General features: G+C 72.2%; 20 protein-coding genes. 12 read left to right on the forward strand and 8 right to left on the reverse strand.

Annotation, left to right across the window (positions count from 1 at the left end; genetic code table 11):
• Positions 1-189: 189 nt before the first annotated feature.
• A complete protein-coding gene (gene bsaP, locus BM290_RS51190) occupies positions 190-357 on the reverse strand; it encodes a biotin synthase auxiliary protein BsaP (RefSeq protein WP_444978726.1) in 168 nt (55 codons plus the stop codon).
• Complete coding sequence (gene bioB / locus BM290_RS32550; protein ID WP_093619764.1) at positions 357-1,352, reverse strand: biotin synthase BioB; 996 nt, start codon at positions 1,350-1,352, stop codon at positions 357-359. The genes bsaP and bioB overlap by 1 nt, the downstream gene beginning before the upstream one ends.
• A gap of 84 nt (positions 1,353-1,436) precedes the next feature.
• On the opposite strand from bioB, the gene BM290_RS32555 reads away from it, so the two are divergent.
• The 4 genes from BM290_RS32555 (at position 1,437) to BM290_RS32570 (ending at position 5,771) form a co-directional block, all read left to right on the forward strand.
• The gene (locus BM290_RS32555; protein ID WP_093619765.1) at positions 1,437-2,570 is read left to right on the forward strand and encodes an 8-amino-7-oxononanoate synthase; all 1,134 of its coding nucleotides are present in this window, start codon (positions 1,437-1,439) and stop codon (positions 2,568-2,570) included.
• 953 nt (positions 2,571-3,523) lie between these two features.
• Complete coding sequence (gene bioD / locus BM290_RS32560) at positions 3,524-4,231, forward strand: dethiobiotin synthase (protein ID WP_093619967.1); 708 nt, start codon at positions 3,524-3,526, stop codon at positions 4,229-4,231.
• A gap of 56 nt (positions 4,232-4,287) precedes the next feature.
• Complete coding sequence (locus tag BM290_RS32565; RefSeq protein ID WP_093619969.1) at positions 4,288-5,040, forward strand: ROK family protein; 753 nt, start codon at positions 4,288-4,290, stop codon at positions 5,038-5,040.
• A complete protein-coding gene (locus BM290_RS32570) occupies positions 5,040-5,771 on the forward strand; it encodes an HAD family hydrolase (protein ID WP_093619968.1) in 732 nt (243 codons plus the stop codon). The genes BM290_RS32565 and BM290_RS32570 overlap by 1 nt, the downstream gene beginning before the upstream one ends.
• A gap of 92 nt (positions 5,772-5,863) precedes the next feature.
• Here BM290_RS32570 and BM290_RS32575 read toward each other — a convergent pair whose 3' ends face one another.
• Positions 5,864-6,505, reverse strand: a complete 642-nt coding sequence (locus tag BM290_RS32575) for a class I SAM-dependent methyltransferase (RefSeq protein WP_373871103.1) — start codon at positions 6,503-6,505, stop codon at positions 5,864-5,866.
• A gap of 72 nt (positions 6,506-6,577) precedes the next feature.
• Here BM290_RS32575 and BM290_RS32580 point away from each other — a divergent pair, with 72 nt between their 5' ends.
• The gene (locus BM290_RS32580; protein ID WP_093619767.1) at positions 6,578-9,607 is read left to right on the forward strand and encodes a putative bifunctional diguanylate cyclase/phosphodiesterase; all 3,030 of its coding nucleotides are present in this window, start codon (positions 6,578-6,580) and stop codon (positions 9,605-9,607) included.
• Between the two features lie 252 nt (positions 9,608-9,859).
• Here the strand turns inward: BM290_RS32580 and BM290_RS32585 are convergent, their stop codons facing one another.
• A complete protein-coding gene (locus BM290_RS32585; protein WP_093619768.1) occupies positions 9,860-10,411 on the reverse strand; it encodes a hypothetical protein in 552 nt (183 codons plus the stop codon).
• 718 nt (positions 10,412-11,129) lie between these two features.
• Here BM290_RS32585 and BM290_RS32590 point away from each other — a divergent pair.
• The 6 genes from BM290_RS32590 to BM290_RS32615 all read left to right on the forward strand — a co-directional run bounded on the left by BM290_RS32590 (position 11,130) and on the right by BM290_RS32615 (position 17,093).
• Positions 11,130-11,477, forward strand: coding sequence for a histone-like nucleoid-structuring protein Lsr2 (locus BM290_RS32590; RefSeq protein WP_093619769.1), 348 nt, complete (start codon positions 11,130-11,132; stop codon positions 11,475-11,477).
• 531 nt (positions 11,478-12,008) lie between these two features.
• Positions 12,009-13,085 (forward strand): NAD-dependent epimerase/dehydratase family protein, encoded by a 1,077-nt coding sequence (locus BM290_RS32595; protein WP_093619770.1) that lies wholly within the window; start codon positions 12,009-12,011, stop codon positions 13,083-13,085.
• 162 nt (positions 13,086-13,247) lie between these two features.
• Positions 13,248-13,970, forward strand: a complete 723-nt coding sequence (locus BM290_RS32600) for a HipA family kinase (RefSeq protein WP_093619970.1) — start codon at positions 13,248-13,250, stop codon at positions 13,968-13,970.
• Positions 13,967-14,344: a DUF3037 domain-containing protein gene (locus tag BM290_RS32605; protein WP_177319991.1), complete on the forward strand. Its 378-nt coding sequence runs from the start codon at positions 13,967-13,969 to the stop codon at positions 14,342-14,344. Before BM290_RS32600 ends, BM290_RS32605 begins: the two co-directional genes overlap by 4 nt.
• A 76-nt stretch (positions 14,345-14,420) precedes the next feature.
• Complete coding sequence (locus BM290_RS32610; RefSeq protein ID WP_093619772.1) at positions 14,421-15,488, forward strand: ATP-dependent DNA ligase; 1,068 nt, start codon at positions 14,421-14,423, stop codon at positions 15,486-15,488.
• Between the two features lie 36 nt (positions 15,489-15,524).
• Positions 15,525-17,093, forward strand: a complete 1,569-nt coding sequence (locus BM290_RS32615) for an alpha/beta hydrolase (RefSeq protein ID WP_093619773.1) — start codon at positions 15,525-15,527, stop codon at positions 17,091-17,093.
• Here the strand turns inward: BM290_RS32615 and BM290_RS32620 are convergent.
• Positions 17,044-17,502, reverse strand: coding sequence for a potassium channel family protein (locus BM290_RS32620; protein ID WP_093619774.1), 459 nt, complete (start codon positions 17,500-17,502; stop codon positions 17,044-17,046). The genes BM290_RS32615 and BM290_RS32620 overlap by 50 nt on opposite strands.
• Before the next feature lie 56 nt (positions 17,503-17,558).
• On the opposite strand from BM290_RS32620, the gene BM290_RS32625 reads away from it, so the two are divergent.
• Complete coding sequence (locus tag BM290_RS32625) at positions 17,559-18,014, forward strand: GNAT family N-acetyltransferase (RefSeq protein ID WP_093619971.1); 456 nt, start codon at positions 17,559-17,561, stop codon at positions 18,012-18,014.
• 47 nt (positions 18,015-18,061) lie between these two features.
• On the opposite strand, the gene ligD is transcribed toward BM290_RS32625, so the two are convergent.
• The 3 genes from ligD to BM290_RS32640 form a co-directional block, all read right to left on the reverse strand.
• On the reverse strand, positions 18,062-19,093 hold the full coding sequence (ligD, locus tag BM290_RS32630) for a non-homologous end-joining DNA ligase (RefSeq protein WP_093619775.1): 1,032 nt from the start codon (positions 19,091-19,093) through the stop codon (positions 18,062-18,064).
• A 65-nt stretch (positions 19,094-19,158) separates the two neighbouring features.
• Positions 19,159-19,752 carry a hypothetical protein gene (locus tag BM290_RS32635; protein WP_143134021.1) on the reverse strand — a complete coding sequence of 198 codons (594 nt, stop codon included), beginning with the start codon at positions 19,750-19,752 and terminating at the stop codon, positions 19,159-19,161.
• Positions 19,753-19,850: 98 nt separating this feature from the next.
• Entirely contained in the window at positions 19,851-20,330 is a 480-nt protein-coding gene (locus BM290_RS32640) for a hypothetical protein (RefSeq protein WP_093619777.1), read from the reverse strand.
• Between the last annotated feature and the right edge of the window lie 13 nt (positions 20,331-20,343).

A 20,343-nucleotide genomic window follows, 5' to 3' on the forward strand; every position in this document is an offset into this window, starting at 1 on the left:
CGGCACTCACGGCTGTCGCAGTGCCCTGAGACAGCCCTGACCGAGTTCCCACCGCCTGCGGGTGGGTGGGTGAGAGGGGTGGCGGCGGGCTTTGCCTGCCGCCACCCAAGGGTCCCCGCCGCCGTATCCACACGCTGGATGTCAACCCGTCGCCGGCCCTGGGACGGCGGCCGCGTCTCAGGGTGGCGGTCAGCCGTGACGGTCGCCGTGTTCGACGCAGGTGGCTGTCCAGCCGGTCGGGACCACCTGGACCTTCATCCGGCGGCGGCAGTCGGGGCAGTAGCGGGGCGGCTCCAGCTCACGGGCGGCCGTGCACTCCGGGTGTGTGCCGGGCTCGCCACAACGGTCGCAATACATCAGAAGGTCGCCGACAGGGACTTGACCGGCATCTTCAGGTCCTTCAGGAGTTCCAGGTCGGCGGTCGCCGGGCGGCCCAGCGTGGTCAGGTAGTTGCCGACGATCATCGCGTTGATGCCGCCGAGCAGCCCGTCGCGGGTGCCCAGATCGCCCAGGGTGATCTCCCGGCCGCCCGCGTAGCGCAGGATGGTCCGTGGCATGGCCAGCCGGAACGCGGCGATCGCCCGCAGCGCGTCACGGCCCTCCACCACCGGACGGTCCCCGAACGGGGTGCCGGGGCGGGGCGTCAGGAAGTTGAGCGGGACCTCGTGCGGGTCGAGCTCGGCCAGCTGGGCGGCGAACTCGGCCCGCTGCTCCAGCGTCTCCCCCATGCCGAGGATGCCGCCGCAGCACACCTCCATGCCGGACTCCCGGACCATGGTCAGCGTGCTCCACCGCTCCTCCCACGAATGGGTGGTCACCACGTTGGGGAAGTAGGAGCGGCAGGTCTCCAGGTTGTGGTTGTACCGATGGACACCCATCTCGGCCAGCTCGTCGACCTGCTCCTTGGTGAGCATGCCGAGGCTCGCGGCGACCTGGATGTCGACCGCCTCCCTGATCGCCCGCACGCCGGCGCGCATCTGGTCCATCAGGCGCTTGTCCGGCCCGCGGACGGCGGCCACGATGCAGAACTCGGTCGCCCCGGTGGCCGCGGTCTGCTTCGCCGCCTCCACGAGGGAGGGAATGTCGAGCCACACCGCCCGGACGGGGGATGCGAACAGGCCCGACTGCGAGCAGAAATGACAGTCCTCGGGACAGCCACCGGTCTTCAGCGAGACGATGCCCTCGACCTCGACCTCCGGACCGCACCATTTCATCCGGACGTCGTGGGCGAGTTGCAGGAGCTCCGGCAGGTCCTCGTCGGGTAGACGCAGAACCTCCAGGATGCCCGCCTCGTCGAGGCCGGCGCCGTCGTCGAGCACCCGGGTACGGGCGTGGTCGAGGATCTCTGGCATGCCCGTACCCTACAGAGTTCCCAGTCCGGTAGGACTGTCGGAGCTGGGTGATAGTTTGCCAGTCTGGTGATCAATGGGGGTGTCTTGGCGGACTGGTTGGAGACGCTCGATCGTCTGGCCCACGAGCGGGCCAAGGCGGGACTCACCCGTCAGCTGCGGCCGCGAGCGGCCGGCGACACCGTCATAGATCTCGCCGGCAACGACTACCTCGGCCTCTCCGGTCACCCCCGGGTGGTCGGCGCGGCACGGCAGGCCCTCGAGGCGTACGGGTTGGGCGCCACCGGCTCCCGGCTGGTCCGCGGCACCACCGACCTGCACACCGCCCTCGAGGAGACGCTGGCCGGCTGGCTCGGCTGCGAGTCGGCGCTGGTCTTCTCGTCCGGCTATCTGGCCAACCTGGCCGTGGTCCGGGCCCTGTCCGCGGTCTGTGACCTGGTCGTCTCCGACGCGTACAACCATGCCTCCCTGATCGACGGCTGCCGGATCTCCGGCCTGCCGGTGCGCGTCGCCCCCCACAACGATCCGGCCGCCGTCGCCGCCCTGCTCGACGCGCATCCGGGCCGGGCCGCGGTGGTCACCGAGTCGGTGTTCTCGGTCGACGGCGACCTCGCCCCGCTCGCCGCCCTGCACGCTGTCACGTCGGCCCGCGGCGCGCTGCTGATCGTCGACGACGCGCACGCCCTCGGCCTGCTCGGCGAGTCCGGGGCGGGCGGCGTCGCGGCCGCCGGGCTGACCGGCGCGCCGGACGTGATCGTCACCGCCACACTGTCCAAATCGCTCGGCGGCGCCGGTGGCGTGGTGGCCGGGCCGGGCCCGCTGGTCCGGCACCTGGTCGACACCGGGCGCAGCTTCATCTACGACACCGCCCCGCCCCCGGCCGTGGCCGCCGGGGTGCTCGCCGCCGTCGAGGTGGCCCGCGCCGCCGACGACCGGCGGGCCGTGCTGTTCCGGCGCGGCGCGCATCTGGCGGCCACGCTGCGGTCCGCGGGCCGGCCGGTCCACGATCCGGCGGCCGGTGTGCTGTCGGTGCCGGCGCCGGGCCCGGAGGCGGCCGTGGCCTGGGCCGCCGACTGCCGTGACAGCGGGGTGGCGGTCGGCTGCTTCCGGCCACCGTCGACACCGGACGGCAGCTCACGACTACGGCTGACCGTGAACGCGGGCGTCCCCGAGGAGGCTTTCGCCCGAGCCTTGACCGTGATCCTGGAGTGCGCACCATGACCGCCGACCCCCCGCAAGTGACCCGCCGGGCCCATCTCTCGGTGGTGCCGCCACCCCGTCCCGAGCGGGGCGGCGGGGGCCACGGGCTGCCGACTGCGACACCACCGCCGGTCCGGGTGGTCACCGGCGTCCCGGACCCGTTGCAGGCTCACGGCGGCGGGCACCGGCTGGAGCCACGCCCGGTCCCGCCTGCGCCCCGTCCCGACACCCCGGCGGAGCCCCACGACGACGACCCGGCACGACACGGCGTCCCGTCGTCGGGCGCGGGGCCGGCGACAGCGGCCCGTGCGGACGACGGAGCAGGCCCCGGCGCCGGGCCGACGGAGCCGCACACCGCCGACCGCACGGCGAACACGACGGACCGACACGCCGGCGACCGCATACGACGCGACGCGGGGCGGCCCGACGACGACCCCACACAACGCGACGCGACGCGGCACGACGACGACCCCACACAACGCGCCGCGAGGCGGCCCGACGACGACCCCACACAACGCGACACGGGGCGGCACGACGACGACCCCACACAACGCGCCGCGACGCGGCACGACGACGACCCCACACAACGCGCCGCGAGGCGGCCCGACGACGACCCCACACAACGCGACACGGGGCGGCCCGACGACGACCCCACACAACGCGCCGCGAGGCGGCCCGACGACGACCGCACAGGACACGACGCGGGGCCGCACGAAGGCGACCGGGCTAGCGGCACGGCAGGGCGGCACGACGACCACCCGGCGAGCGGCATGGCGGAACGGCAGGACGGCGATGTCGAGGCGGAGCCGAACGCCGAGCCCGAACACGACGATGCCTCTTACGACGACGCGGTGACGCCGTCTGCCGTACCGCTGCGGGAGGAAACGCCGGCCGACGGCGAGCCGGAAGCGGACCGCGGACCGGAAGAGGCGGAGAGGGCGCCGGAGGCGGCGAATCCGCACGAGTGGCATGGGATCGTGCTGGTCACCGGCACCGACACCGAGGTCGGCAAGACGATCGCGACCGCCGCGATGGCCGCGGCCGCGCAGGCCGCCGGGCTCCGCGTCGCCGTGATCAAACCCGGTCAGACCGGCATCGCGACCGGCGCGCCGACCGACGCCGACGTGATCGCCCACCTGGCCGCGCCGGACACCGTGCGGACCCTCGCGGAGTATCCGGAGCCGCTCGCCCCGCTGGCCGCCGCCAAGATCGCCGACATGCCGCCGCTGGAGCTGTTCGACGTGGTCGACGCGATCCGCGCGGAGGCCGCCAAACACGACCTGGTGCTGGTCGAGGGGGCCGGAGGCCTGCTGGTGCCGATGGGTGTGCGCCCGTCCGGCGAGGCGTGGACGTTCGCGGATCTGGCGACCACCCTGGGCTCGGGAACGATCGTGGTGGCCCGCGCCGGTCTGGGTACGTTGAATCACACCGCCCTGACTCTGGAGGCGCTGAACCGTCGCGGCGTGCACGCCAAGGTCATCCTCGGCGCGTGGCCGGCGGAGCCCGAGCTGGTGCACTGGGCCAACCTGGGCGAGCTGGTTCCGCACCTGGTCGGAGCGTTGCCGGCGGGCGCCGGGTCGATGGATCCGGGCGTGTTCCGGCGGTCGGCGCCGGGCTGGCTGACCCCGGCCCTGCACGGCGTGCTGGACAACTGGCGCGTGTGGGCGGAGGAGGCGGGCTGACCGGACACCCGCCACAATTGCTGTCCGGGGAGGTGATCCGCATGCACACTGGCCGGGTGGCATTCACCCTGACGATCGACTGTGGCGGCGGCGGTATCAAAGGTTCGGTTCTCGACGAGGCGGGGACCATGCGGGCGCAGCCGATCCGGGTCCCGACGCCGTATCCTCTGCCACCCGACCTGTTCGTGAAGACGCTGGTGGCGCTCGGCGAGCAGTTGCCGAACGCGGACCGTGTCACGGTCGGCATGCCCGGCATGATCCGGCACGGCGTGGTGGTGGCGACCCCGCACTACGTGACCCGCTCCGGGCCGCGTACGAAGGTCGATCCGGAGCTGGTCGAGGCGTGGCACGGGTTCGACGCGCGGACCGCGCTGGCCGACGCGTTCGGGCTGCCCACGCTGGTGCTCAACGACGCCGAGGTGCACGGCGCCGGGGTGGTCGCCGGGACGGGCTGCGAGCTGGTGCTGACCCTCGGGACGGGTCTGGGCTGCGCGCTGTTCGACGGTGGCGAGCTGGCCCCGCACCTGGAGATGTCGCAGGCCCCGGTGAAGTGGGGGATGTCCTACGACACGTATATCGGGGAGCACGAGCGCCGCCGTCTCGGGGACGCGCTCTGGTCGCGGCGGGTGCGCAACGTGGTCGAGGGGTTCCGGCCGGTCTTCCTGTGGGACCGGGTCTATCTGGGCGGCGGCAACTCCCGGCTGATCACGCCGGCGCAGCTGGCCCGGATGGGCGACGACGTGGTCGTGGTGCCGAACACGGCGGGTATCGTCGGCGGCGTCCGCGCGTGGACGCTGGGGCAGCGCTGATGGTCGTCTCGCCGGCGGCGGTCCTGCTCGACTTCGGCGGGGTGCTCGCCGACGCGCCGTACCGCGCGGAGCGCCCCGACCTGGTGTTACGCCTCTACAACCTGATCGAGGGCGCGCTCTCCCCCGGCCGGATCCAGCAGGCGCTGGTCGACGGCGGCGCCGCCTACGCCCGGTGGCGCGACGAGGACTGGCCGGACGAGTTGTCGCACCTCGCGGTCTGGGAGCGGTTCGTGATCCACGACTGGCCGCCGCTCGCGCAGGCCCGGGTCCGCGGCCAGGTCACCCGGCTCAGCTACGACTGGGCGTGGCGCGAGGGGTGGACGCTGCGGCCGGGCATCCCCGAGTTCCTCACCGCGTGCCGTGAAGCGGGTGTCCCGCTGGCCGTGGTGAGCAACACGCTGTGCGGCGCGGCGCACCGCGACTACCTGGCCAACGCCGGGGTCGGACGGCTCTTCGCGGTGCAGGTCTACAGCGACGAGGCGGGCGTCCGCAAACCCAACCCGCAGATGATCTGGAACGCCACCGACGCCCTCGGCATCGCCCCGCGGGACTGCTGGTTCGTCGGCGACAGCCGGCGGCGCGACATCGCGTGCGCCCGGCGCGCCGACATCGGCTCGGCCGTCCTGATGCCGTCCGGCCGGGAGGACTGCGGCGGGGACCAGGCCGAGCCGGACGCCACGGTCGCCGACGGCTGGGGACTTCTAGATCTTTATTCGGTACGGCGGGCGTAGGTCCCGTAACTCCCCGCGCGGGACGAGGGCGGTCCGTCCGGAGACCGGCCCGCCGCCGGCTCATGCACGCCCGTCACCGTCACCCCCAGCCGTCAGGAGGCGGTGACCTGCCAGACCGTGGTGCGGCGGATCGGCATGCTCTCCAGCTCCTCGATCACCGGGACGTCGTAGACCGCACGCTGGATCAGGTCCTCCGGCAGATAGGCGCGGCCCGGGTCGCCGACCAGCACGAGCGAGCCACGGCCGGCCGCCCGGCGCAGGAACGGCAGCACCCGCCCGGCCATCTCCCGGCTGTAGAAGACGTCACCGGCGAGCACCACGCCATACCTGTCGTCGCTGTCGAGCAGGTCCGCCTCGACGGTCGTCACCCGTACCCCATTGGCCTCGGCATTGGCCTGTGCCGCGGCGAGCGAGAGCGGATCGATGTCGTTGGCCGTCACCGGCGTCGCCCCGGCCTTGGCCGCGGCGACCGCGACCAGGCCGGAACCGGTCGCCAGGTCGAGAACGCTGCGCCCGGCGACCAGCTCGGGGGCGTCGAGGATGTGCCGGGCCAGGGCCTGCCCGCCGGCCCAGGCGAACGCCCAGAACGGCGGCGGCTGCGGGGTCCCGGCCGACTCGGTCGCCTCCCACAGGGCGATCGGGTCCTCCGCCTGGAAGAGCGAGACCTCGGGCACGAACGGGACCGGCGCCGACACGGTGTGGGCGTGGACGAACTCCAGAAGCACGCCTGCGATTGTGCCGTCGCCGCTCAGATGCGCGGCAACCGGGCCGATCAGTCCGACAGGGGTACGCCGGAGGGAGCACCGATGCCGACACGGTGGCCTGCCACCATCTTCGGTGCCTGGATGGTGGTGCTCGCCGTGGCCTTCGGGCTGCAACCGGGCCTGCAGGCGCCACTGCGACTGGTCGCCGGGATCTCCGCCGTCGTGGCGCTCTCGCTGGGGGTCCGCCGCAGTCAGCCCGACGACGTCAAGCCGTGGTGGGTGCTGGCCGGCGCGGTCGTCCTGTCGGCGGCCGGTGGCGCGGCCGCGTTCGCGCCCTCGTTCATCACCAACTGGCTGACCTGGCTGGAGCCGGCCGGGATCGCGACCCTGCTGGTCGCGTACGCCGCGCTCGCCGTGGCCCTGGCCGGTTTCGTGGACCGGCGCACCAGCGCGTCCCGGGACTTGGCCGGCCTGCTCGACGCGCTCACCGTCACGTCCGGGGTGGCGCTGCTGATCTGGACGTTCGTGGTCGGCCCGCGGCTGGAGGGTTCGGCCGCGACCGGCTGGACCGAGATCGCCATGCCGGTCGCCGACCTGCTCTGCCTCGGGCTGCTGATCCGGCTGGCGACCATGCCGGGCCGGCTCGTCGCCCCCGGCTATCTGCTCGGCGCCGGAGTGGTGGCGCTGCTCGCCGCCGACGTGGGCCGGGCGTCCGGTTTCGGTCATCTGGCCCTGTACACGGCGGCGGGGCTGGCCGCGCTGATCCCGTCGATGGCCGAGCTGACCCGCCCGGCCGAGACGCCGCCCGCGGAGACGAGTCACGCCCGGCTGGCGCTGCTCGGGTTCGCCGCCATGGTGGCGCCGACCGTGCTACTGGTGAAGATGTTCCGGGACGGCCAGTTCGCCGGCCTGACCGTGGTGGCGGCGCTCAGCACGCTGATGGTGGCGCTGGTCCTGGCCCGGATGTCCGGGATCATGGCGAGCCACCGGCAGGCGATGTCCCGGGAGCGGGCGCTGCGGGAGGCGTCGGCGGCGCTCGTCTCGGCCGCCGACAGCGAGGCGGTGGGCCTGGCCGTACGCACCACCGTCGCCCAGCTGATCCCCGGCGACGTGCCGCACGGGGTGGTGCTGGCGATCGCGATCGCGCAGACCGAACCGCAGTCGCCGGAGGCCGCCGCACAGGCCGCCGTGGATCGGGCCACCGGCACCGCCGCGCGCCTGGTCACCACCCGTGACGTGGACTGGGCCGTGGCCGTACGCCTCACCCAGTTCACCAAGACGCTGCGCTGCCCGATGGTGCTCAAGGACCGGCCGGGCGGCGACCCGCTCGTCGGCGTCCTGCACGTGGGCGCGCCGACCTGGGCGCTGCTGGAGTTGCAGCGCTCGGTGGAGGTGCTGGCCGCACAGGTGGCGCTGGCGCTGGAACGGATCGCGCTCGGGCACGAGGTGGCCCGGCGCAACAGCGAGACCTACTTCCGGACGCTGATCCAGAACACCGCCGACGTGATCACGATCCTCGACGAGGACGACCGGATCCAGTACGCCAGCCCGTCCGCGGTCGGGGTCTTCGGCGCCGACCCGACCGGCGCCCTGCTGCCCGAGGTGATCCACCCGGGCGAGCGGTCCCGGCTGGGTGACGTGCTCGCGGCCGTCCGCGGCGGCCACCAGCTGGAGCAGCAGCTCGACTTCCGGGCGCGCGGCAACCGGCGCAGCGAGGTGCTGCTGGAGCTGCACTGCCGGGACCTGCGCGCCGAACCGACGGTGTCCGGCCTGGTCATCACCATGCGCGACGTCACCGAGCAGCGGCGCCTGCAGAACGAGCTCACCCATCAGGCGTTCCACGACTCGATGACCGGCCTGGCGAACCGGGTGCTCTTCAACGACCGGCTGGCCCACGCGGTGGCCCGCAGCACCCGCGACGGCTCGGTGATCGGCGTGCTCTTCATCGACCTGGACGACTTCAAGATGGTCAACGACACGCTCGGCCACGCCGTCGGCGACCAGCTGCTGATCGAGGTGGCGCACCGGATCGCCGGGGCGCTGCGGGCCGACGACACCGCGGCCCGGCTCGGTGGCGACGAGTTCGCCGCGATCGTGGAGAACGTCAACGACCCGGGCGCCGTCGAGGAGACCGCGAACCGGATCTTCGCGGCCCTCGCCGAGCCGATCATCACCGACGCCAAGCCGCTGTACGCGATGGCCAGCATCGGCATCACCACCACGCCCGAGGGCGCCGACGCGGACGAGCTGCTGCGCCAGGCCGACCTTGCGCTGTACGTGGCCAAGGGCGCCGGCAAGAACCAGTGGCGCCGCTACCAGGCGCACCTCCACAACGAGATGGTCGAACGGCTGGAACTGCGGTCGGCGCTCGACCACGCCGTCAACGAGGGTCATTTCCTGCTGCACTACCAGCCGATCGTGGACCTGTCGTCGGGCACGGCTGTCGGGTTCGAGGCGCTGGTCCGGTGGCACCATCCGAAGCGGGGTGTCATCACACCGGACCAGTTCATCGAGGTCGCCGAGGAGAGCGGCCTGATCCTGCCGATGGGCCGCTGGGTGCTGGAGGAGGCGCTGCGTACGGTCGCCGAGTGGCGCCGCATCCTGCCACCCGGGCAGGCGCCGTACATGAGCGTGAACGTGTCGGTGCGGCAGTTCCGGGAGAGCGGGTTCGTCGAGCAGGTCCGTACGGCGCTCGCGAACACCGGTGTGCCGCCCGAGGCGCTGATGCTGGAGATCACCGAGACGCTGCTGGTCAAGGACGACGAGCGGATCTGGACCGACCTGGGCGTGCTGCGGGAGATGGGCATCCGGATCGCCATCGACGACTTCGGCACCGGCTACTCGTCCCTCGGCTACCTGCGGTCCCGGCCGATCGACATCATCAAGATCGACAAGACCTTCATCGACGACATGGTCCTCGGGCAGCAGCCGATGGCCCTGGTCAGCGGCATCGTGAGCCTCGCCCAGTCGCTGGGCCTCGCGGTCGTCGCCGAAGGCATCGAGGACACCGCCCACCGCGACGTCCTGATCCGTCTGGGCTGCCCGCTGGGCCAGGGCTTCCTCTTCTCCAGCCCACTGGGCCCCACCGAGGTCCTGGCCTGGCTCCGCAGCCCCCAGTCCGTAGCCGTCTGACAGCCCGAGCCGGTCGTGGCGCTGCCCGCGGAGGCCCGCAGCGGCGCTCACGACCGGCCGCCCTCAAGAACCGAGCTGATCGCCGCTGCTGTTCCGGGACACCCGCAACAGCCCCCCACAACCAGCCGACCTCAAGAACCGAGCCGGTCGCCGGCGCTGTTCCGGGACACCCGTTGCGGCTATTCACGACCAGCCATTTGGGGGCACCCGTTGCGGCACTCACGACCAGCCGGTGCAGAAGGTGGTGCGGGATCAGGCGTCCGGGCCTCGGCGGCGGAGTTCGTCGACCTGGGTCATCGCGGCGCGCAGGTCGGTCAGCCAGTCCTCGGTGTGGCGGCCCACCAGCTTGACGCACCAGGCCAGCGCCTCCGACCGGGAGCGGGCCACCCCGGCGTCGACGAGGGTGTCGAGGACCTGCCGCTCGGGCTGCCGGAGCCGGGTCATCACCGGGGCGGACAGATGGGTGAACAACTCGGACGCGTCGCCGCAGCGGGCGCCCCACGCCACCTTCCGCTGATAGCGATGCTCGACCTGACGGGCGACGCGGATCCGGGCGTCGCGGGTGTCCTCACGGAACTGGGCGATCCGCCCGGCCTGGGCGGCGGCCGCATCGGCCTCGGTGGCGTCGTCGCCCAGCTCGGGCCGGGGCAGCCGGCCCCAGATGATGATCTCGTCGCGATCGATGACGACCTCGGGCCGCTCGGCGAACCACCCGTCCGGAACGGCTCCGGCGATCCAGGCCGCGGCGTCATCGGCAGCGGGCGGCTCGGCACGGCCACCCTGTTGGGCAAAACGGACTCGCATCTCAACCTCCCGAACTTACGTGATTACATGCTTACAACGTTGGACGTGCAAGCGGCAACCATAGGCGGCGGCTTCCTGAGGCAGAGGCGAGGCGGGGACGAGCAGCCGGACGGCACGGGAGCAGGCCCGCACGACCACGCCGGCGGCAAGCCGCCACAGGACGCGGGCAGGCAGCCCGCCGGGCGACCACGGAGGCGCAACCCGGCAACCACAGGCAGGCAGCCCGCCGGGCAACCACGGAGAGGCGCAACCCGGCAACCACGGGCAGGCCGCCGCCAGGCGACATGCGGACAGGCCCCTCAGGGTGACGCGCGGGCAAGCCGTCACAGCACGACATGCGGGCAAGCCGCAACGGGGCACCCGTGGAGGGCGGGGAGCAGAAACGGCGAACCGCCCCGGCACCGGAGAGTCGGCGACGAGGCGGCTCGGGTCGAGGGCCACGAAACGGTGGCGTGGAGCGCGCAAGGTCCACTACGCTGCGGAGCCAGCAGCTCCAGAGGCCTTGGGAGCGCTCCCACCAGCCACGTTACCGCACATTCACATCGGCGAAAAGACCTGCGGGCCGGTTGGTACCCGGCAATTGCGACATGCCAGAACGGGCAATTTGCACTAGCCGCCTTCCGGACGACAGAATGAATGCGACGACGAGCATTCGCGAGCTGGACTGGCGTGTGCGCGCAGCGTCAGCCGAATAACTCGCTGTAGGAGTCGAACAACCATGGCCAAGCAGATAATTACCGTGCTGACCGACGACCTCGACGGTACGGAAGCGGACCGCACCGTCGAATTCGGCCTCGACGGCGTCAACTACACGATCGACCTGTCCGAGAAGAACGCCGGCAAGCTGCGAAAAGCACTGGAACCGTTCCTCTCCGCAGCCACCCGGCTGGGCCGCAACGGTAACGTTCCGACCCCTGCCCGGCGCACAGTTCCGGCCGTCTCGAGCCGTTCCAGCCGCGACCAGAATCAGGCCATTCGGGAGTGGGCCAACAAGAACGGCTACACCGTCTCGGAGCGTGGCCGGATCCCGAGCGAGGTCGTCGAGGCGTACCACAGCAAGCGCTAGTTTTCGCACGGCAACGGCGTCACCCCGGGCAAGGGGCGGCGCCGTTTGCCGTTGCGGGGCGGATGCCGGCGACCCGGTATCGAGCCCCTATCGCCGGACCCGGAACCATTGCCTCCGTGATGACCGCGCCGTTCCCGGCAGCCCGGCCCGGAAAAGCCCGCCGCGGACGGCCACAACCGGGCGGGACGGCCGCGGAAAAGAGCCCGAGCACCGGAAACGACGGTCGAACGGCCGGAAACGAGGTCCGGCGGGCCGGAACGGGGACCTGCTGACCGGAAACGCGGACCGGCGGGCCGGAACAGGGACCCGGTGGCTGGAAACGCGGACCCGGTGGCCGGAAACGCGGACCCGGTGGCTGGAAACGGGGACCGGCCGGCCGGAAAGCGGAGCCCAGAAGAATGCCGGATAGCCGGCGACGGCAGAGCCCGCCTTCGATAGCCCACCGCCCGGAAATGGAACGCTACCGGCTCGACGTAAACCGGCCCCCGGAAAGGGCGGTTCAACGGCGCGTTCAGGGGTACCGCAACACCCATGCGTGTAGTGATCGTGGGCGCCAGCGGCAACTCCGGCACCGCCCTGCTGCGGCGCCTGCGTTCCGAACCGGATCTGGACCTGACCGGTGTCTGCCGTCGCCTGCCCGCGCCGGCCGGCCCGTACGCCGACGTCACCTGGCACTCGATCGACATCGGGGCCGACGACGCCACCGATCGCCTGACCGAGGTGTTCACCGGCGCCGGCGCGGTGGTGCATCTGGCGTGGCAGATCCAGCCGAGCCACGACCAGCGCCGCCTGTACCGGACGAACGTCCTGGGCAGCCGCGCCGTCTTCCGTGCCGCGGTCCGGGCGGGCGTCCCGGCCCTGGCGCACGCGTCGTCGGTCGGGGTCTACGCGCCGGGCCCGAAACGGGCGTTCGTCCGTGAGACGTGGCTGCGCACCGGTGTCCCGGAGTCGTCCTACAGCCGGCACAAGGCTCTCGTCGAACGGATGCTCGACGAGGTCGAGTCCGATCATCCGACGATGCGGGTCGTGCGGCTCCGCCCGGGCCTGATCTTCCAGCGTGACGCGGGCGCCGAGATCGCCCGCTACTTCGCCGGCCCGCTGCTGCCGGCGAGTCTGCTCCGTTTCGGCCGCATCCCGGTCGTGCCACGACATCCGGGCCTGCGCATGCAGGCGGTGCACGCCGACGACGTGGCCGACGCCTATCTGCGCGTGCTCCGCGCCGACGTCCGCGGCGCTTTCAACCTGGCCGCCGGCCCCGTGCTGGACGCCGACATCGTCGGTCGCGCTTTTCACGGCGTACCCCTGCGGGTCCCTGGTCTTCTTCTGGAGGGCGCCGCCGCGCTGACCTGGCAGCTGCGGTTGCAACCGGTGGACCGCGGATGGGTGCGCCTGGCGCTGAAGGCGCCGTTGATGAGCTGCGACCGGGCGGCCGGCGACCTGGGCTGGCGGCCGGCGACCGACGCGGTGAGCGCCCTGCGGCAGCTCCTGGCCGGCATCGCCGACACCGCCGGCGCCGCCGGTCCGCCGCTGACCGAGGACCCCGGCCGCCCCGGACGCTTCGGCGGCCTGCTGCGGGGCCGCCTTCCCGGAACCGGAAACCCCTACTGATCCGGTACGCCGCCGGCCGTCCCCGACCGCATCCCACCGGTCCCGTGGCTCCCCCGCGAGGGGGCTGCCCGCTCCGGGCCGAAGCGCGGCCGCCGGGCCGATCCGGTGATGACCGTGACAGCGGTGGAAGCCGCACCGGCCGTCACCCGTAGGGTGGTCGGCGTGCTTCGTGAGGTCACAGCGATCCGGTATGTCACGCCGTTGCGGGAGGGTGGGTCGCTGCCGGGGGTGGTGGAGGCCGACGATCTCGGCACCTATGTGGTGAAGTTCCGCGGGGCCGGCCAGGGGCCGCGGGCGCTGGTCGCCGAGGTGATCGCCGGCGAGCTGGCCCGGCGGCTCGGCCTGCCGGTGCCGGATCTGGCCCGGGTGGAGCTGGATCCGGTGGTGGCGCGCGCCGAGCCGGACGAGGAGGTCCAGGAGCTGATCAAGGCCAGCGCCGGGGGCAACCTCGGGATGGACTTCCTGCCGGGCGCGCTCGGGTACGACCCGGTGGCCCACCCCGTCGAGCCGGGACTGGCCAGCCGGGTGCTCGTGTTCGACGCCTTCGTGGAGAACGTGGACCGCAGCTGGCGCAACCCGAACCTGCTGATGTGGCACGGTGGCCTGTGGCTGATCGACCACGGCGCGACGCTCTACTTCCACCACAACTGGCCCCGCGCGGAGAGTGTCGTCCATCGGCCGTACCGCTGGGACGATCACGTGCTGAAGCCGTACGCCACGGAGCTCGCCGCCGAGGGTCCGGCCCTGGCCGGGCGGATCACCCCGGAGCTGCTGGCCGAGGTGATCGCCCTGGTCCCGGAGGAGTGGCTGGAGGACGGCGACCGGGAGGCGTACCTGAACCACCTGTCGCAGCGCGCGGCCCGGCCGGAAGCGTGGCTGCCGTGACGACGAAACTCACCCCCTACGAGTACGCGATCATCCAGGCGGTGCCCCGGATCGAGCGCGGCGAGCTGATCAACGTCGGGGTGCTGCTCTACAGCCAGCGGCACGACTTCCTGTCCGCGCGGACACATCTGGCGGAGTCCCGGCTGCGGGCGCTGGACCCGGCGGCCGACGTGGCGGGCATCCGGACGGCGCTGGAGGCGTGGGAGCGGACGTGCACGGGCGGCGGGGCCTCCGAGCAGATGCGCCTCGGCGAGCGCTTCCGCTGGCTGGTGGCCCCGCGCAGCACGATCCTGCGGGCCGGCCCGGTCCACATGGGCCTGACCGCCGACCCGTCCACCGAGCTGGACCGGCTGGTGAGCCTGCTGGTCCGCTGACCTCCGGGCCGCGCCGGTTCCGGATTCGATCGTGGACGGGCCCCCGTGCCGGCGCCGGGCGGGGCACACTGATCGCATGCAGCTCCCGCTGAACCCGCCGGTCAAGCCGATGCTCGCGAAACCCGTCGCGGACATCCCGCCCGGCCAGGTCTACGAGCCCAAATGGGATGGATTCCGGTCGATCGTCTTCCGGGACGGTGACGAGGTGGAGATCGGCAGCCGCAACGAGAAGCCGATGACCCGTTACTTCCCCGAGGTGGTCGAGGCGATCCTGGCCAACTTCCCGGAGCGCGCGGTGATCGACGGCGAGGTGATCGTCGCCGACACCGGGCGGAACACCCTGGACTTCGAGGCTCTGCAGCAGCGCATCCACCCGGCGGCGAGCCGCGTGAAGCTGCTCTCCGAGCAGACCCCGGCCGGTTTCGTGGCGTTCGATCTGCTCGCGCTCGGCGACGAGGATCTGACCGAGCTGCCGTTCCAGGAGCGGCGCGAGAGGCTGCGGGAGGCCCTCAAGGACGCGAAGCCGCCGGTGTACGTGACTCCGGCGACCGACGATCTGGAGACGGCCCGCCGCTGGTTCGCCGAGTTCGAGGGCGCCGGGCTGGACGGCCTGATCGCGAAGTCCCGCGACCTCACCTATCAGCCGGACAAGCGGGTGATGTCGAAGATCAAGCACAAGCGCACCGCGGACTGTGTGGTGGCCGGCTACCGGGTGCACAAGTCGGCGGACGACCGGATCGGCTCGCTGCTGCTGGGCCTGCACGACGAGCGCGGCGTCCTGGTGAGCGTCGGGGTGATCGGCTCGTTCCCGATGAAGGTCCGGGAGGAGCTGTTCCAGGAGCTGCAACCGCTGGTCACCACGTTCGAGGGACACCCGTGGAACTGGGCGGCGCACGAGCAGGGCGAGCGGACCCCTCGGAAGAACGAGGTGAGCAGGTGGAACGCGGGCAAGGACCTGTCGTTCACTCCGTTGCGCCCCGAACGGGTGGTGGAGGTCCGCTATGACTACATGGAGGGAATCCGGTTTCGGCACACCGCCCAGTTCGAGCGGTGGCGTCCCGACCGCGACCCGCTGACCTGCACATATGAGCAATTGGAGCGACCGGTGCGGTTCGACCTGGCCGAGGTGCTGACAAGCCGCTGACGGGCCCGCCGCCGTGGACCGGCTAGGGTTTGTCGCGTGGATCGTCGCTCACGCCTGGCCGTCGCCGTCCTGTCCGTGCTGGTCCTGACGGCGGGGTGCACCCTGCCGTCGTTCGCCCCGGAGGGCTCGGACGAGCCGGCGCGCCGTGGCACCGAGAGCGCCGCCGCGCCGTCCGCCTCCAGTGCGGCGACCCGATGGCGGCCGTGCCCCGAGGTGCCCCGCAAGCTGGTCAACCGGACCGCGACGGGGATGACCTACGAGTGCGCCACGGTGCCGGTGCCGAAGGACTGGGCGGCCCCGGTGGCCGGCGAGACCTACGGCATCGACATGATCCGCATCCGGTCGGAGCGGCAGCGCGACCGGATCGGCTCGCTGCTGCTCAACCCGGGCGGCCCCGGCGGCTCCGGCATCGACGTGGCGGTCTACCTGTCGTTCGGCCAGGCGCTGGGCGGTCTGCCCACCGAGGTCACCGACCGGTTCGACATCATCGGCTTCGACCCGCGCGGGGTCGGCGAGTCCGACCCGGTGAAGTGCATCTCCGCGACCGATCAGGACGCCAGCTTCGCCGCCGAGCCGGACCCGGTCGACCAGGCCGCGTTCGACCAGATCGCGGCGCTGAACAAGAAGATCGCCGACGGCTGCGCCAAGGAGTACGGCCCGAGCCTGCGCACCTACTCCACCGAGCAGGCGGCGCGTGACCTGGACGCGCTGCGGGCCGCGGTCGGCGACGAGAAACTGACGTACCTCGGCTTCTCCTACGGGACGCTGCTCGGGGCGACGTATGCGCAGCTGTTCCCGAAGAACGTGCGGGCGCTGGTGCTGGACGGCGCGGTCGACCCGACGGAGAGCTACGTGTCCGGCTCGGAGCAGCAGGCGAAGGGCTTCGAGCGGGCGTTCACCAACTTCACCAACTGGTGCACGCAGAACGCGACGAAGTGCCCGATCGCGCCGGACGCCCGGGGCGCGGTGACCGACGCGATGGCGAAGGCGGAGAACTCACCGGTCCGCGGCTCGGACGGGCGGGAGGCGACACCCGGCTGGATCTTCCTGAGCGTGATCTCGTCGCTCTACACCGAGACCGGCTGGACCAGCCTGGCCGACGCGATCGACAGTCTCGCGGCCGGCGACGCCGAGGGCGTCTTCGAACTGGCCGATCAGTATGCCGAACGCGATCCGAACGGGCGGTACTCCAACCTGTTCGACGCCAACCTGGCGGTGAACTGCGCGGACACCGACAAGGCACCGACCGAGGCGGAGGTCCGCAAGCTGCAGGGCGAGTGGCGGACGAAGTACCCGCTGTTCGGCGCGCCGCTGGCGATCGGGATGCTGCCGTGCACGTACTGGGGCGGGCAGCGCGACCCGTACCCGGTGGGCAAGGCCGAGGGCGCCCCGCCGATCGTGGTGGTGGGCACCACCGGTGACCCGGCCACGCCGTACGAGAACACCGCCGACCTGGCGAACATGCTGGGCGTCGGGCACGTGCTGACGTGGGAGGGCGAGGGCCACACCGCCTACCCGTCGACCGCCTGCATCCGGGCCGCCGTCGACGCGTACCTCATCGATCTGAAAGTCCCGCAGGAGGGTCTGCGCTGCCCTCCGAAGTGATGCCCTGACGGGCCGCCATCTGCTCCAGCAGCGCCCGGGCGACCCGCAGGTTCTCCTTGAGCTCCTCCTGCTCCTCGTGGCGGAAGGCGTCGTTGTTCACGATGAGCTTGCTGGAGAAGTGCGCGGTGATCAGCGGGATCACCAGCAGCACCATGACCGAGATGAGGATCCCGGCCAGCACCCGGGCCTGCCACGACTGGGGCGAGATGTCGCCGTAGCCCACGGTGGACGCGGTGACCACGGCCCACCAGATCGAGTCACCGAAGGACGTGCCGTCCTCGAACCGGTTGTAGAGGGTGCCGCAGACGACGATCAGAATCGAGTACGCGATCAGCAGCGTGCGCGGCGAGTTGGCCAGCCAGACGACGGCGCGGTACAGCATGCGGGGCACCCGGAGCAGCGCGTCCATCACGTCATCGTGCCCGACGTGAAGGCGTCATGACAGCCCGTGACAAGCTTTCGATCATGCAGATCCGGATCGCCACCCGTGCCGACGTCCCCGCCGTCCTCCACCTCCTCGCCGATGACGACATCAGCCGCACCCGTGGTTTCGGGATCGTCGCCGAGGAGGTGGACGCAGCCGTGTGGGCGGCCTTCGAGGCGATCGACGCCGACGACCGCAACGAGCTGATCGTGGCCCTCGACGGCGACGAGGTGATCGGCACCTGCCAGCTCACCTTCATCCCGGGCCTGAGCCGCGGCGGCGCCGAGCGGATGCTGATCGAGGCCGTCCGCATCCACACGGCCCGGCGCGGCCAGGGCCTCGGCGGCGACCTGATCCGCTGGACCCTCGACCGGGCCCGCGAGCGCGGCTGCGCCATCGCCCAGCTCACCACCGACAAGCGGCGCACCGACGCGCACCGCTTCTACGCCGCGCTCGGCTTCGAGGCCTCCCACGAGGGCATGAAGATCCTGCTGTGAGCCGGGCGTCCCGGTCGTTCGCCACGGGCTCCGGCCGCCGGGGGCGGCTACTCGGGGGTCGCCCAGTTGGCTCGGTTGATCTTGCTCGGCTGGACCCTCGGCGGCTCGCCCGGCATCTTCGGGTGGTCCGGCGGGTAGGGCAGGTCGCCCAGGCCGGCGTGTTCGTCCCGCTCGACCCACTCCAGCAGGGGGGTGAGGTCGTGGGCGACCTCGTCGATGGCGGCGTGCGGATCGCCCACCTCGGCGAAGCGGGGCGGCATGGTGCGCAGGTCGAAGTCGTCGGGCTCGGCGGACGCCAGCTCCGCCCAGGTGACCGGGGCGGAGACGGTGGCCCGGGCGTTGGCCCGGAGGGAGTAGGCGCAGGCGATGGTCCGGTCGCGGGCCATCTGGTTGTAGTCGAGGAAGACCCGTTCGCCGCGCTCCTCCTTCCACCACGCGGTGGTGATGCCGGCCGGGTTGCGGCGCTCCACCTCGCGGGCCAGGGCGATCGCGGCGCGCCGCACGTCCACGAACGACCAGCGCGGGGCGATCCGCACGTAGATGTGCACGCCGCGGCCGCCGGAGGTCTTCGGATAGCCGGTCCAGCCGAGGTCGGCCAGGACCTCACGGACCACGCCGGCCGTGGCGATCACGTCGGCGAAACCGGTGCCGGGCTGCGGGTCGAGGTCGATGCGCAGCTCGTCGGGCTCGTCGGGGGCGTCGGCACGCACCGGCCAGGGGTGGAAGACCACGGTGCCCATCTGGGCGGCCCAGGCGACGTGGGCCAGGTCGGCCGGGCTGAGCTCGTCGGCCGTACGCATGCTGGGGAACTTGATCTTCGCGGTTCTGATCCAGTCGGGGACGCCGCGGGCCGGGATGCGTTTCTGGTAGAACGCCTCGCCCTCGATGCCGTCGGGGAAGCGCTGCAGGGTGGTGGGACGGTCGCGCAGCGCCCGCAGGATGCCGTCGCCGACCGCCAGGTAATACTCGAAGACGTCGCGCTTGGTGAATCCCCGGCCCGGGAAGACGATCTTGTCCGGGCTGCTCAGGCGCACGGTGTGCCCGGCGATCTGATGCTCTTCAGCGGCGGCTTTCGGCATGCCCCGAGCCTACGGCCAAGAGGCGGTGCGGGCCGCCCGGCGAACCGGACGGCCGCGCACGATCGTCAGGCGCTGCGGCGGCGACGGGTGTACCAGAGCGCGGTGGCGCCGCCGGCCACCAGCATGCCGCCGACGGTCAGGGTGCCGGTGAGGGGGGCGCCGGTGACCGGGAGGTTCCGGCCCACGCTGACGCCCTGGTTGGCGGCGCTGGCGGAGGGCCGCGGCTGGGCGTTCGCCGACTGCAGGCCGGTGCCCGGGCTGCTCTTGACGGTGCCGGTCGGCAGGCTCTCCGACACGGACGGGGACGGCGACATGGCCGGCGGTGTGGTCGGCGGCGTGGACGCGTAGCCGCTGTGGCCGCGGGCCGGGGTGGTCGGCGCGGTGGTGATCGTCCGGACGGTCCCGGCGGGGGCCGGCGTGGTCGAGGCGACCGCCGGCGCGGTGGTGACCCCGGGCGTGCCGGGCACCTGCTGGACGGTGCCGCCGTAGCCCGGGTTGCCCCGCTGGTCGGCGGGATCGGGGCTCGGTGTCAGGATCGCGTGGCCGGCCTTCTGCACGACGTCGGTCGCCATGGCCGGGGCCCCACCGAGAGCCAGAGCAGCAAGAACAGTGGCGCCGACCGTGGCTAGTCCAGCGGCCGGACGGCTCGAGAAGCTCATGAGGAGTATCCGTTCTGTTGCGGAAGGTACGATCCATGGTCGCACGGGAGCTTAACGGTAATTGCCCGTTTTACCCGGAAACACCCCCCGGCGGGTCTTCAGCCCGGAAGACCACCGAAACGGTGACTACGCCATAAATGGGACAGAGCGCACACCTTGAGCTCGAACTGGGGGTCCGCAGCGAAGAGTCCCCCGCTGTACGGGGCGTGCAGCTGCACGCTGGCGCCCGAGTCGAGATAGACGGAGACCACCGTGCGACGCCCGCGACGTTCGGCCCGCAGGTCCACGACGCGGCTCCAGGGGGCGAGCCCTTCCTCGAAGACCGAGGAGGTACGGATCCCGCGGTCACCCACCTCGACCCCGGTACGGCGCCCGGCCAGCAGACCGGCGACCGCCCCCACCAGCAGGGGCGCCACGATCAGCGCCGCCCACGTCCAGCCCGGCGGGCCGGACCACAGGAGGGCCGTCATCACCCCCGTCGTGACACTCGCCACGGCGCCGAGGACACCGAGGTAGAGACCGTGGCCGAGGCCCTGCTGCCAGGTCGGCCGGAACGTCGCGGGGGAGGCACCTTCCATGACCGGTCAACTC

The organism is Actinoplanes philippinensis (genome assembly GCF_900113015.1).
Taxonomy (GTDB): Bacteria; Actinomycetota; Actinomycetes; order Mycobacteriales; family Micromonosporaceae; genus Actinoplanes; species Actinoplanes philippinensis.